Source organism: Neobacillus phoenicis, assembly GCF_047302305.1.
Taxonomy (GTDB): domain Bacteria; phylum Bacillota; class Bacilli; order Bacillales; family Cytobacillaceae; genus Neobacillus.
Map to the genome: position 1 here is coordinate 4,564,692 of NZ_CP154847.1, position 11,352 is coordinate 4,576,043.

Below are 11,352 nucleotides of genomic sequence, written 5' to 3' on the forward strand. Positions count from 1 at the left end.
TATAAACTGTCAAAATCTCTATCTTTCATTTTATCATAAAAAGCAGTACAAATGTTTGTATCTGATTACTGTGATTAAAACCATAATTGGTATTTTTCCGCAAAAAAAACACGATTTTACCAATCGTGCCGTCCTGCTCTAAAAATATTAAAAATGGACGTCCATTTCATTTAATGGCCAGTAGCGTAAATCTACTTTCCCAACCACCTGGGTTGCGGAGATAAAGCCGAATTGGCGGCTGTCCCAGCTTCCTAGTCGATTATCACCCAGCACGAATAATTTCCCTTCAGGCACTGTATTTTCGCCTGTTATTTCTTTCAGACTAAAATCGCCTGTTATTTTTAAACCCGGTGACTTCTGTTTGTAAACATCTAAAAACGGTTCTTCGTACTTATGCCCATTAATATATAATTGATCATTACGATACTCTAGTTTATCACCTGGAAGCCCAATAATTCTTTTAACAAAGTCTTCTTTTGCATTTGCATGAAAAACGATTACGTCAAAACGATTCAATTCCCCCACTTGATAGCCAAGTTTATTCACTACAAGTTTGTTTCCATCCTGTAGGGTTGGCATCATTGATTCACCTTCCACAATATAGTTGGAGAAGAAAAATGTGCGAATAAAAGCAAAAATAATAATTCCAATTGCAAACGCCTTAACCCATTCCATTCCTTCTTTTTTCCATTCAATCTTCATTGTAACTCCTCCTTTTCTCCAGCTCTCTGTCTCTATATAATTCTTCATTATGGTCATTTTCTGTACTCTTATTCAATCTAAGTTCAATTCTTTTTCCTATATACCAAAGAATGAAAATAACAAGAAATACTATGACCGTGCGAAAAGGTTTAGTTATTAATGAATGAATATCATACCCAATAAAGCTTATCGTGAAAATCATCACCATTTTACCAATGCAAACCGCAAGCATATATTGGGCTGTGCTAATTTTTGAAAGGCCAGCAACAATATTAACAACTGCCGAGGGTGTAAATGGAAAGCAAAGAAGTAAAAAAAGCGGACCAAAACCGTGACGTTCCACCCAATCCATGAGCTTACGAACCTTAGGTTGCTTCGGCAAAAAAGATAATAATCTCCTTTGCCCATATCTCCTGACCAGTAGAAAAACCAGTAGTGCCCCAATACAAGTTCCAATCCATGAATATAAAAAACCTAACCATAGTCCGAATGCACTTGCATTAGCCATTACAAATAGGAATAATGGGAGAAACGGAAGAAATGCTTCAATAATGGTTAGCAAGATGCCAGGTAAGGGACCGAGGGCTCGATATTCCTGTATTAGACTCATAATATTTTCAAGCGTAAACCAGGCTTTCAATGCATCAAAGTCCATCCTATTTCTCCTTTATTTTTGTCCTGTTCATTTTGTTCTAGAGAAATATCACTGTGTAATGAATTGATGAAGAGCTTCTTTATTCTTTTCGACATCAATATCTAAAACAGCACCTTCACCTTTAATTCTCGGCTCCGTAAAACTGTCTTCCACTGGAATTCGTAAGGTAGCTACATTTCCTCTTTTATCTGAAAAGAAATCCTTTCCCATAAATAACATGTCAGATGTATCCATGTTTGTTTTCACATAGGGGGTCACAACCCCAATAAGTTTGGGCAATTTCGTAATGGTTTGAAACCCACTCAGTTGATCTCCAATTGCCTTCACTACCTTTTGTTGACGTTCGACTCGTCCAAAATCGCCTACAGCATCATGACGGAAGCGAACATATCCAAGCAATTGTGTACCATTTAATCTTTGTAATCCTGGTTCTAAAGTGACATCGATATATGCAGACATCTTTTTCTCTACATCGATCTCTACTCCCTTAGGAAAAGCTTCATCAATCAACTGAGCAAAACCTTGAAAATCAACGATTGAATAGTATTGTAGGTCAATATCAAAGTTCTGTTTAATCGTTTGTCTCATTAACTCTGGGCCCCCGAGTGCGAAAGCCGAATTAATTTTATGTTTCCCATGACCAGGAATTCCTAGATAACTATCTCTCATAATGGATGTTAGTTTGAAGGTCCCTTTGTCCTCATTGTAGTGTGCAATCATAATGGTATCTGCCCGAGACTTTTCTTTCCCTCTGGCATCACTTCCAAGCAATAAAATATTCGTATCTCCATACTGATCCTTTTGTCCTTCAAATGTATATACTTCTTCAGTATCTGTACTGTCCTTATTTATTTTCTTTAATGATTTATTTACTCCTTGTTTATATTGAAAATAGGCATAACCAGCTCCTGCTCCAATTAAAAGTAAGAATACAAGCAAAACGGACTTCCATCTTCTCTTTTTCTTATGTTGATGTTTATCAGCTCTCATTCGTTTACCACCATTCGTCCCTGTTTTATCTTCACCTATATATGACTGATTTTTCTTTTTAAAGGTTTCTCCATTTAATTCATTTTCCCCTACCAGATATCCTTCTATTAATAAAAACTTTCTCATAAATCAGCCGAAATTTGCAACAAAGAAAGCTCGCCACATGACGAGCTTTGGTAAAAAAAGTCCTATTGCTTTTGTTGGAGGTTTTTCGTAAAATAAGAAGGAACATGTGTTCTTATTTTTTACAGAAAGGTGGAGTATCCATGACCCGAATTCCTGAAAATGATCGTGACATTATGGAGAAAGCCATATATTTACCGATGGTTTTGATCATCCTAAACCGTGATTTATCAGTTGTAGAAAAAAGCCCCTTCAAATTGAAAAAACCGTATTTGGACTTGATTGAGGAAACAATGAAGGAGATACAGCAGGAATTGGCTGAGGTAAAACAATATATGAAAAAAAATAAACTTCAAGTCGTTGAAACAAAACGGGACGACGCTTTTACAATGTACATGTTTATTTACAAAGGCTATGAGGAAAACCATAATTACTTTAATCCACGAATTCGAAATAAGGTTCAAGAATTAATGGAAGCCTACTTACTAAAAAAACATCTGTCCCGTTAAAAAATGGGTAACACTCTTATTTTATTTCGGATTCGGAGTTTTTATATGATTTGTATATTCTCTTTGGGTTTCTGATGCCTTCACTACTTTAGGTTTGTTTATTAAATAAAACGTCTTTTTATTTCCTTTTCTTTCCAATCTCTGTAAATACCTCGTTTTTACATGAGAAGTTCTTTCCATCTGCTTGTTAAAAGTAATATAAGGAACATCGAAAAGAAGTGTTTGTTTATTTAGAAACAAAACTTTGGTTTTCACACCTGGTGCTGGCCAATAATTTTCAATTAGTGATGGTGAAAACCACATACAAACAGAACTTTCAGGTGAAGCAGTAGGGAAAAAGAAAATGTCGTTAATCGGTTCAACCACCAATGGTGCTTTACGAGTGAAATTAGTTAAATCTTTTGTTAACCTTCGTCTTGATTGATAATCAGATCCATAAAATTCGCAGCTATGTTTGATGATTTCGAATGGTTTAAATGGAGACAAGAATTCACCATCCGTCTCATAGATCAGAGAATATATTTTACTACCGTACTCCACTGGTTGTATACTCATGGTGCATGAATTTGCCTCATATTCTTCAATGATTTTTTGTTTCAAACTCCCCAGCTCCTTCGGTATTAATTTTTGCTTCAACTTAATCATCTCCTTTATTGGTTTCTACCACATCTTACCACTTTCGACATAAAATTCATTATTTTTTCTGAATTGTTACTAAATTGTCCACAATATGCGTCAAGTAATTATTTTTCAGAAAATTATAAATAGTATTGATAATAATGAGAAAACTCCATATACTAGAAAAAAGCATCAGAGGTGATTTTCATGAATGAAAAATCATACACAGAGTTAATGAAACTTGGTGCCATGAAACGCAATCAAATGAAAGAGAACTACGTCCAGGATTTATACATTGACATGCTTTTATCGGAAATTCAGCTAACTGTGGAAAAGGAAAAATTATTGCGGAAGATTGATTTAGCCATCGACAAGCGGGACAAACGATCATTTCTCCTTCTATCTGGACAGCTCAATGACATTAACAAACGATTTGGAACGTGACATAACTTTTTGAACCGCCTGTATTGGGCGGTTTTTTGTTTTAAACTTGGATCTTGATTTCCGCTCCGGCACTTCGCTTTCCGCGGGCGTGCCGGGGAGCCTCCTCGTCGCTTCGCTCCTGCGGGGTCTCCCCTGCCCCGTACTCCCGCAGGAGTCTTCGCGCCTTCCTCTCCAATCAACATTGTTTGTTAAAACAACAGGGTCGTTTAACACAGCCTAAGAGAAAGAGGCTGAAGTCACGTATGTTCTTCAGCCTCAGTGTGGTTATTTATTTTTTAGTTTAATTTCGTATTCTTCCAGCTTCGAAATTCGATCTAGCATGGAAGGATGAGTGTAACGGAAAATTTTCACTAAGAATGGTGGGTTAACTTGACTTAATCCCGAGCGGCTTAACTCTTGAAATGAAGTAATCGCAGCTTCTGGGTTCTTCGTCATCTCAATCGCATATTTGTCTGCCCGTGTTTCCTCATAGCGAGAAGCAAAATTTGTAAATGGACTGGCCGCAAACATAAGTATGGACAAAATCATAAAAAATAAAGGAAGTGACCGTATATCTGCTACATCCGTTATTTTCAATTCCTTTCCCCAGCGCCTCGTTGCCCAGTTCATCAGCCTGTACGTCAAATATAGTCCTAGTAGCGAGAGCAATAGGTATCCACCAATTCCAAAATAAATATGTTTTTCAACGTAATGACATATTTCATGTGCCATGATAAAAAGGATTTGATTGTCATTTAGTCGATTTAATGTAGTATCCCAAAGGACAATCCTAGCGTTTGAACCAATCCCCGATACATACGCATTTAAAGAATTTGTTTTATCTGCCATATTTACTTCAAAAACATGCTGTGCGGGAATGTCCGCCTTCTCTGCTAATGCTAAAATCTTCGTTTCTAATTCTTTATTTTTTAACGGATAAAAATCATTGTATAGTGGGTCAATAACAACTGGTTGCAGGAACATCATAAATAAGGTAAACGGTATGGACAACAACCATCCGTAAAGCCACCAGCGTTTATTGCTTTTTTTCATAAGCCAGTATAAAACAGGCACAATAATCAACCATGTCCCATAATTAAGCCAAAAATCAATTAATTCATCCTTCATCCAGGAAGGGAAGGATTGAGTGGAAATATGATACGTCTTAGATAAGGTATAACTAATATAATTTAAAGGAAATGTTGCTAAAAATGCAAAAAAGGATAACCAAATTAGATAGATCGCCGTTTGCAGAAATTTGTACTTTGAGGAGCTTTCTGCCCATTGCTTAAAAGCCTTAGAAAAACCAAACAATAATAATAAAAAATAAAACAACCATTCAAAGGGTGTCGATAAAAAAAACAATAGATTTCTAATTTTTGAATACTCTTCGCTCAACATAAGCTCCCTTCCATTTAAAAAGGTAGCAGGGTCAGCTTTAGATCCTTCATATTCAAAAGGTAACTTTGCATCAGCAAAGTAAAATAAGTACCAATAAAAAAACAATCCATACAGACAGAAGGCCAATACCGCATAGACCCCCATTTTTCTTACCATCATTTTGTCCCCCTTTGTGTACAGCCTCTCTCTATATTTAGTTTAGTTTAATCTATCGGTTTTAGAACAAAGAAATGCGCAAGCGCCTTGATCAGCCCCGACAGGCAAATGTTCTTCTGCAAAAAAAGTCGCTCTTTGACTTTTATTGCAGAAGGTTATTTGACCCGAGGGGCTAGGCGCTGGAGCTGGACAATTCTCGAAGTCGAAGTTAATGCTTCCCATTAAAGCAAAAAAAGCCAGTACATGACTGGCTTACATAAGATACGAATAAACAGCAAGGACAGCAATGGATCCCAGGACTACTACAATTACATTTGCTCCTAAAAATGCAGCAAGAAAAGCTGCTGCTGCCCCCAGGGCACCATACCAAAAATCTCCATTTTGAATAAATAGAATAGCTGGAAAAATTAATGCTCCAAGAGTAGCGTAAGGAACATTCTTTAAAACACCCTGAACAAATGGTGGAAGCTCTTTTCCTTTAAATAAGACAAACGGCAGCATTCGAGGTATATAAGTGACCAATCCCATCCCAATAATCATCCAAATGATTTCACTCTTCATGTTGTACACCCCGATGCTTATTTTTCAAAACTTCTCCTAATTCTATAAGAACCGCTGATAAAAGTGTGGCCGTAACAATAGCCCATCCTTGAGCCATAAGGTGATTAATGGTGAAAATAGAGTTAAACACCGCACCAAGTGCCGCAAGAAAAACTACTTTTACACTTTTTTTCATGGAAGGGACTAATAAACCGATAAACATGGCATAAAGTGCCACACTCATACTTTCTTGTAGCGTTTGAGGCAGACTTGCACCGATGAGGTGACCTACTCCGGAAAATACAACCCAGCTTGAATAGGATATGGAAATAACACCAAACATAAAACCAGTTGTAGCGGTGCCTTCTTTTGTGGCAACCACAGAAAACGTCTCATCCGTAATGCCAAAAGAGTATATCAGTTTATTCAGTAAATGGTCTTCCTCACATTTTTCCGTTAAGGTGGTGCTCATTAAAAAGTGACGAATATTCACAATAAACGTGGTTAAAATAATTTCGAAGATCCCCGTCCCGTACGCGATCAGACTTAATGATATATACTGTGAAGCACCAGCAAATACAATGATACTCATTAGAACTGTTTCGTAAATGGAAAGGCCCGAAGTTTTTGCAAGGAGCCCAAAAGTTAGTGCAATAGGAAAATAGCCAATCCCGATCGTAATGCCTGCCTGGAGCCCCTTCTTAAACTCAGATGTCTCTCTCACAATTGCCATATCTGCCAACCTGATTCCCCCCATAATCAAACTCTCATATAAAAATAAATTTTAGCAAATTTTCAATAAAATTTACAATAAAAAAACATGGCGAGAGAGGCCATGTTTACTTCCCTTTAAAAACTGGTTTCCTTTTTTCAGCAAAGGCTTGCAATGCTTCCACCCGATCTTCGGTTGGGAGCGTTACCTCGTAAGCCTTTCGTTCGATTTGAAGACCTGTATGTAGATCCGTATTCATGCCATTTTTAATCGCAAACTTTGCCTGCTGCAATGCAATGGGGCCATTCGCAAGCAATCGTTCGCAAAAAGCAAAGCACTCATCCAATAAGCTTTTCCGCTCAACAACCTGTGTTAGCACCCCAACACTCAATGCCTCATCAGCCGTCATTCTCCGTGCAGTTAGGATAAGTTCTAGAGCTTTTGCCTGACCGATTAAGCGTGGGAGCCGCTGTGTTCCACCAGCACCGGGGATAATGGCCAGACCTGTCTCCGTTAGTCCCATTACCGCGTCTTTAGCAGCTAGGCGAAAATCACATGCTAATGCAAGCTCCATCCCCCCGCCAAAGGCAAAACCGTTTACCGCTGCAATAGTAGGCTGTGGTAGTTGGTCGATTGCATTAAACACCTCATTGATTTTAAACAAATTTCGTTTCACTTGCTCATCCGTTAAGGTCTTTCGCTCTTTTAAATCTGCACCCACACTGAAGGATTTTTCCCCTGCACCAGTAAATATGACAGCGCGAACTTCAGGATTAATACGAATCGTTTCTACTTTTTCCTGTAATTCCAAAAGTGTCTCGTAATTAAATGCATTTAGTGACTCTTCACGGTTAATGGTAACCGTTGCAATATGATTAGATTTTTCAAGTACGATTTGTTCCATTGCTACTCCCCCTTTATATAAATCAATTCGAAAAAGACAGGCTAAATGCCTGCCTTTCATAGAAAAAATTTTAACTTACTTTCCAACTGATTGTGTTACTTGAGTCCTTAATGCTCGTCTTAATATTTTCCCGGTTGTGTTTTTCGGGAGCTCTTCTAAAAACTCAATCGATGATGGAACTTTATATTTTGCTAGGTGCTCTTTACAATATGACAGTACTTGGGCGGCCGTCAAATCTGGATTTTTACTGACAACATACGCACTCACTGCCTCCCCCTGGTTGGGATCAGGAATTCCAAGAACAGCTACTTCGACGACATCAGGATGGTCATAAATTACTTCTTCTACTTCACGTGGATAGACATTATAACCGCCAACAATAATTAAATCTTTTTTCCGGTCGACAATATAAAGGTATCCATCTTCATCCATTTTTGCAATATCACCGGTATATAGCCAACCATTTCGAATAGCAGCTGCAGACTCTTCTGGCATTTTATAATAACCCTTCATAACATTGGGACCTCGAACGATTAACTCGCCTGCTTCACCAACAGGTACATCCTCCCCAAGCTCATTCACAATTTTGTTCTCCACGTGGAGAATGGAGCAGCCAATGGAACCAGGCTTACGAGGACGATCAAGTGGATTAAAGCAAGTGACCGGCGATGCTTCGGATAAACCATACCCCTCAGAAATTAATACATTGAACTTCTGTTCAAAATTCTTTAACAAGGCAACTGGAAGGGAGGCTCCACCTGAAATACATAAACGTAAGGATTGTAAGTCATCTGGATTTCCTTCTGGATATTGATAAAGGAAGTTATACATAGTCGGAACACCGGCAAACACAGTAGCCCTATAGTCTTTTATTAGTGAAAAAGTTTCTTTAGGACTAAATTTCGGTGCAATCAACAGGGTTGCTCCCGTTAATAACGGGGCATTTAAGGCAACCGTTAAACAGAAGACATGAAACATCGGGAGAACAGTTACTACTCTGTCATCTTGATTCATTTTTAAATAATCACCAACATCACTTGCATTACTGTACAAATTTTGATGGGTTAACATGGCTCCCTTAGGTTTTCCTGTTGTTCCAGACGTATAAAGAATAATAGCTACATCGTCGTCTTGCAGTTCAGGCCCTTGGAAAGAACTATCTCCCATTCCCACTACTTCTGTAAACGATTTCATTTTAGGGTAGACAGAAAGAGTTTCAATTTTAGTTGATTCCAGACTGTTTGGCGTTGTTTCACAAAATACATAATGCTCTATCTTTGGTAAGAAAGTATGCATTTTGTCCGCTAATGGAATCGCTAGGTCGAGGGCAACGACTGCTTTTACATCACCATTATTTAAAATGTAGCCAATTTCATCTGCGGTATAAATTGGATTGACCGGGATTACAGTTACCCCTAACCGTAAAGCCCCATAGAGACTGATGACAAAATGTGGTGAGTTGCCTAACAATAGTGCAATGTGGTCGCCTTGTTTTATCCCTAATTTTTCGAGACCTGCGGCAAATTTCGTAATTGCAACATCTAATTCGGCATAAGTACTCGATTGTCCCATAAAATAGTACGCTGGTTTATCAGCATATGCCTTTGCTGTTTCATGAAACTTGGTTGATAAATTCATAGTTTCCCTCCCTATATGAATGAATACTCATTCATTTAATTATAAAAATTTTCTAAATATATTATATTGCTAGAAATTTGAGTATTCAAGTATAATACCTTAAAAATCATTAAAAAAGAAGCTGATTCAGTTGGTGCCTGGCACCTTCCTGAGTCAGCTTCCTTATTAATAGATTAAATTAACGAATTCCTCCTTGGTGATGTTTCCAAAGTAACGAGAAATCTCCAAGTCTGCAAGTGCCTTTTCTAATTCGCTTTTTTCATAACGAAGACCTATTAACCTCGTCTCAATGTCGCTAACATCCCCTACACCAAAAAAGTCTCCATAAATTTTACAATTCTCAATTAATCCTTTATTAACCTCTAATCGAACATCAATTGATCCAACGGGGAACCGATGTGAGTGCTGCAGGTTGAATTTAGGAGACTTCCCATAGTTCCATTCCCAGTTTTGGTAACGTTCCTTCGAAAGTTGATGGATTTTTTCCCAATCCTCTTCCGTCAGTACATATTCAGGAACATCCTCTTGTCCTTCGAAGATATGTTTGAGAATGAGAGAACGAAATTCCTGGATATCCATTTTTTCTGGTAGAAACTCAGAGATATTAGCTACACGGCTGCGAATAGATTTAATTCCCTTCGATTCAATCTTATCCTTCTTCACCTTTAAAGCAGAGACGACGTGATCCATTTCTGAATTGAATAAAAGAGTACCGTGGCTGAACATTCTACCTCTAGTTGAAAATTGGGCATTTCCCGAAACCTTTCTTCCTTCAGCAAGTAAATCATTTCTGCCACTCAGTTCCGCGTTTACTCCTAAGCTTTTTAATGCCTCCACAACAGGCTCAGTGAATTTCCGGAAATTATGAAAGCTCTCACCATCATCCTTTGTGATAAAACTAAAGTTTAAATTACCAAGGTCATGGTATACTGCGCCACCACCAGATAACCTACGAACCACATGGATTCCATTACTCTCCACGTATTCTGTGTTAATTTCTTCGATAGTGTTTTGATTCTTGCCGATGATGATGCTTGGTTCATTTATGTAGAATAATAAATAGGTTTCATCAATATCTAGATTCTTCAGTGCATATTCTTCTATTGCTAAATTAATACGAGGATCTGTGATGCCTTTATTATCGATAAATAACATACTATATTTCCCCTTCTTATAATGAAATAGATTGGAATTCTTCTGCAAGCTTAATTATACCAGTAAATTGAGTAGATGCCTCTTCAATTAAATCAGATAAAGTACCATACTGAGGCAAATGAGTAAGGATTAATTGATTGACTGATGCCTGTTGAGCCAACGTGCCAGCATCTAGACTATTCATATGACCAGCTGGTTTACCGTTTTGATTTCCGTAGAAATTACACTCACATAACAGGACATCTGCATTTTTACTAAACTCAATAAATTCTTCTTTAAATGAAGTGTCTCCCGTATATACCAGCGATTTTCCAGCTGCTTCAAATTTCATCGCATAGCATGGGACAGGATGGTCTGTCTTTAAAAAGGAGACTGTGAATGGGCCAATTTCAATCGAAGTTGCAGGATCATATGCAATCCCTTTTGTAATCTGTTTGTAGGTTAATTTCGTAAATTCATGTTCATCATAATGATGACCATATATCGGAAGAGTTGGGCAAGTCTTCCCTAAAAATCCTAGGATTAATCTTGCATGCTGCAACACACCAATATCAGCAATATGATCAGGATGGTAATGCGAAATAATAACGGCATCCAGGTCTTCTGGTTGAATCACATTCTGCATCTTGGAAAGAACTCCACTTCCACAATCTATTAGTAGTCGGAAGCCCTCATGTTCAAGTAGATAACCTGCACTTGCTCCATTCTGTTTCGGATATCCACCCCAAAAACCAATTGTTGTTAACTTCATAATTAATCCCTCCGTTTAGAGTACTATTTTTAATATACTCAAAAAAAATCTAATTTCCTAATGAAGAAGACCAGC

Annotated in this window: 13 protein-coding genes; 2 read left to right on the plus strand and 11 right to left on the minus strand. The window is 37.8% G+C overall.

Annotation, left to right across the window (positions count from 1 at the left end; all coding sequences use genetic code 11):
- Positions 1-147: 147 nt before the first annotated feature.
- The 3 genes from lepB to AA0X95_RS23395 are packed head-to-tail and all read right to left on the minus strand — an operon-like array spanning position 148 to position 2,473.
- Positions 148-702, minus strand: coding sequence for a signal peptidase I (gene lepB, locus AA0X95_RS23385; protein ID WP_335547967.1), 555 nt, complete (start codon positions 700-702; stop codon positions 148-150).
- Positions 692-1,357 (minus strand): TVP38/TMEM64 family protein, encoded by a 666-nt coding sequence (locus AA0X95_RS23390; RefSeq protein WP_413302179.1) that lies wholly within the window; start codon positions 1,355-1,357, stop codon positions 692-694. Before AA0X95_RS23390 ends, lepB begins: the two co-directional genes overlap by 11 nt.
- Positions 1,358-1,405: 48 nt before the next feature.
- Complete coding sequence (locus AA0X95_RS23395) at positions 1,406-2,473, minus strand: LCP family protein (protein ID WP_413302182.1); 1,068 nt, start codon at positions 2,471-2,473, stop codon at positions 1,406-1,408.
- Positions 2,474-2,613: 140 nt separating this feature from the next.
- On the opposite strand from AA0X95_RS23395, the gene AA0X95_RS23400 reads away from it, so the two are divergent.
- Positions 2,614-2,979 carry a hypothetical protein gene (locus AA0X95_RS23400; protein ID WP_413302185.1) on the plus strand — a complete coding sequence of 122 codons (366 nt, stop codon included), beginning with the start codon at positions 2,614-2,616 and terminating at the stop codon, positions 2,977-2,979.
- 21 nt (positions 2,980-3,000) lie between these two features.
- On the opposite strand, the gene AA0X95_RS23405 is transcribed toward AA0X95_RS23400, so the two are convergent.
- Positions 3,001-3,615, minus strand: coding sequence for a competence protein ComK (locus AA0X95_RS23405; RefSeq protein ID WP_413302188.1), 615 nt, complete (start codon positions 3,613-3,615; stop codon positions 3,001-3,003).
- A gap of 189 nt (positions 3,616-3,804) precedes the next feature.
- Between AA0X95_RS23405 and AA0X95_RS23410 the strand changes: the two genes are divergently transcribed.
- Positions 3,805-4,041: an IDEAL domain-containing protein gene (locus AA0X95_RS23410; protein ID WP_413302191.1), complete on the plus strand. Its 237-nt coding sequence runs from the start codon at positions 3,805-3,807 to the stop codon at positions 4,039-4,041.
- Positions 4,042-4,305: 264 nt separating this feature from the next.
- Here the strand turns inward: AA0X95_RS23410 and AA0X95_RS23415 are convergent, their stop codons facing one another.
- The 7 genes from AA0X95_RS23415 to AA0X95_RS23445 form a co-directional block, all read right to left on the minus strand.
- Positions 4,306-5,577, minus strand: a complete 1,272-nt coding sequence (locus AA0X95_RS23415) for a M48 family metallopeptidase (RefSeq protein ID WP_413310199.1) — start codon at positions 5,575-5,577, stop codon at positions 4,306-4,308.
- 252 nt (positions 5,578-5,829) lie between these two features.
- Positions 5,830-6,138, minus strand: coding sequence for an AzlD domain-containing protein (locus tag AA0X95_RS23420; protein ID WP_413302194.1), 309 nt, complete (start codon positions 6,136-6,138; stop codon positions 5,830-5,832).
- On the minus strand, positions 6,128-6,850 hold the full coding sequence (locus tag AA0X95_RS23425) for an AzlC family ABC transporter permease (RefSeq protein WP_413310203.1): 723 nt from the start codon (positions 6,848-6,850) through the stop codon (positions 6,128-6,130). The genes AA0X95_RS23420 and AA0X95_RS23425 overlap by 11 nt, the downstream gene beginning before the upstream one ends.
- A gap of 106 nt (positions 6,851-6,956) precedes the next feature.
- Positions 6,957-7,733 carry an enoyl-CoA hydratase-related protein gene (locus AA0X95_RS23430; RefSeq protein WP_413302196.1) on the minus strand — a complete coding sequence of 259 codons (777 nt, stop codon included), beginning with the start codon at positions 7,731-7,733 and terminating at the stop codon, positions 6,957-6,959.
- Between the two features lie 75 nt (positions 7,734-7,808).
- Positions 7,809-9,371 carry a fatty acid--CoA ligase family protein gene (locus tag AA0X95_RS23435; RefSeq protein WP_413302199.1) on the minus strand — a complete coding sequence of 521 codons (1,563 nt, stop codon included), beginning with the start codon at positions 9,369-9,371 and terminating at the stop codon, positions 7,809-7,811.
- 165 nt (positions 9,372-9,536) lie between these two features.
- Positions 9,537-10,526 carry a lipoate--protein ligase gene (locus AA0X95_RS23440; protein WP_413302201.1) on the minus strand — a complete coding sequence of 330 codons (990 nt, stop codon included), beginning with the start codon at positions 10,524-10,526 and terminating at the stop codon, positions 9,537-9,539.
- 16 nt (positions 10,527-10,542) lie between these two features.
- On the minus strand, positions 10,543-11,277 hold the full coding sequence (locus AA0X95_RS23445; RefSeq protein ID WP_413302204.1) for an MBL fold metallo-hydrolase: 735 nt from the start codon (positions 11,275-11,277) through the stop codon (positions 10,543-10,545).
- Positions 11,278-11,352: the final 75 nt, after the last annotated feature.